Genomic DNA, 1,757 nt, shown 5'->3' on the forward strand with positions numbered 1-1,757 from the left:
TTTTCTTTCTCGTCGCAGGAACGGCACGGCTCGGGCATCCAGTCGTAACCGCGGAAGCGGTTGAAGCCGAACGAGTCGTACCAGATGTGCTGCATGCTGTGGTCACGCACGTTGGGAAACTGCACCGGCATCTGTCGGGCACCATGGCAGGGCAGGGCAGTTCCGTCCGGCGTGACTGTCAGAAAAATATTGCCCCAGCCATTCATGCAGGCTTTCGGGCGTTCTTCGTAATAGTCCGGGGTGACGAAAATCAGCTTGCACGGATGCCCTTCGGCTTCGAGTTTGGCGCGGTATTCGTTGGTGATGCGTTCGGCGCGGACCAGTTGTTCCTTGGTCGGCAACAGACCGACCCGGTTGAGCTGCGCCCAACCGTAGAACTGGCACGTGGCGAGTTCCACAAAGTCCGCCTCAAGGGCGATGCACAGCTCGATGATCTTGTCGATCTTGTCGATGTTGTGCCGATGGGTCACGAAGTTCAGCACCATCGGGTAGCCGTGAGCCTTCACCGCGCGAGCCATTTCGAGCTTTTGCGCGAAGGCCTTTTTTGAGCCGGCCAGCAGGTTATTCACTTGCTCGTCGCTGGCCTGAAAACTGATCTGGATGTGGTCCAGACCGGCCTTCTTGAAGTCGCTGATTTTCTGTTCAGTGAGGCCGATGCCGGAGGTGATCAGGTTGGTATAAAAACCCAGCTTGCGCGCTTCAAAGATCAACTCGGCGAGGTCTTGGCGCACCAGCGGCTCACCGCCGGAAAAACCCAGCTGCGCCGCACCCATCTCCCGGGCTTCGCGAAAGACTTTGATCCACTGCTCGGTGGTCAACTCTTTGCCTTGCTCGGCGAAATCCAATGGATTGGAGCAGTACGGACATTGCAGCGGGCAGCGATAGGTCAGCTCGGCCAGCAACCACAGTGGCAGGCCGATTTCAGGCTTGGGCGGTAACTTGTCTGACACGGAATCAGGCAAGTTCGATCCAGTGCTGAGCACGGGCAACCTCCATGAATTGCTCGATGTCGTCACCGAGCTCAGGCACGTCGGGGAACCGCGCGCCCAGTTCGGCGATGATCGCCGCGACGTCCCGCTCGCCATCAATCAAACCGCCAATCAGCGCGGCGCTGTCATTCAGTTTGATCATGCCTTCCGGGTAGAGCAACACATGGCCTTTTTGCGCGGGTTCGTACTGGAAACGGTAGCCGGGACGCCAGGTCGGGGTTTTGCTGCGATCGAAACTCATAAGGTGATTCCTTTATGCCAGACCCGCTGTTCGGTCACGCTGTGGTACGGCGGGCGGTTCAGTTCGTAAGCCATGCTCATGGCATCGAGCATGCTCCAAAGAATGTCCAGTTTGAACTGGAGAATTTCCAGCATGCGCTCCTGGCCTTCCCGCGTAGTGTAGTGCTGCAAAGTGATCGCCAGACCGTGCTCCACATCCCGGCGCGCCTGGCCCAGGCGAGTGCGGAAATACTCGTAGCCGGCCGGGTCGATCCACGGGTAATGCTGCGGCCAGCTGTCAAGGCGCGATTGATGGATCTGCGGCGCGAACAGCTCGGTCAGCGAACTGCTGGCGGCTTCCTGCCAACGGGCCCGGCGGGCGAAGTTGACGTAGGCATCGACGGCGAAACGCACGCCAGGCAGCACCAGTTCCTGAGAGCGCAGTTGATCCGGGTCGAGGCCGACCGCTTGGCCGAGGCGTAGCCAGGCTTCGATGCCGCCCTCTTCGCCGGGGGCGCCATCATGGTCCAGCAAACGCTGAATCCACTC

The 1,757-nt window shown here is 59.7% G+C and carries 3 protein-coding genes; all 3 read right to left on the bottom strand.

The window, feature by feature from the left end; all coding sequences use genetic code 11:
• Positions 1 to 950: pyrroloquinoline quinone biosynthesis protein PqqE (gene pqqE / locus PMI36_RS13350; RefSeq protein ID WP_162130627.1), on the bottom strand; the 950-nt coding region annotated here is incomplete at its 3' end.
• A 4-nt stretch (positions 951 to 954) separates the two neighbouring features.
• A complete protein-coding gene (gene pqqD, locus PMI36_RS13345; RefSeq protein ID WP_007904212.1) occupies positions 955 to 1,230 on the bottom strand; it encodes a pyrroloquinoline quinone biosynthesis peptide chaperone PqqD in 276 nt (91 codons plus the stop codon).
• The coding region (pqqC, locus tag PMI36_RS13340) for a pyrroloquinoline-quinone synthase PqqC (protein ID WP_008072468.1) at positions 1,227 to 1,757 on the bottom strand (531 nt) is incomplete at its 5' end. The genes pqqD and pqqC, both read right to left, overlap by 4 nt.

It is taken from the genome of Pseudomonas sp. GM79, assembly GCF_000282495.1.
Lineage (GTDB): Bacteria > Pseudomonadota > Gammaproteobacteria > Pseudomonadales > Pseudomonadaceae > Aquipseudomonas.

What these genes read in the sequence shown, in the direction of transcription:
- pqqD (WP_007904212.1), bottom strand. Translation starts at nt 1,230, where the DNA reads ATGAGTTTCGATCGCAGCAAAACCCCGACCTGGCGTCCCGGCTACCGT.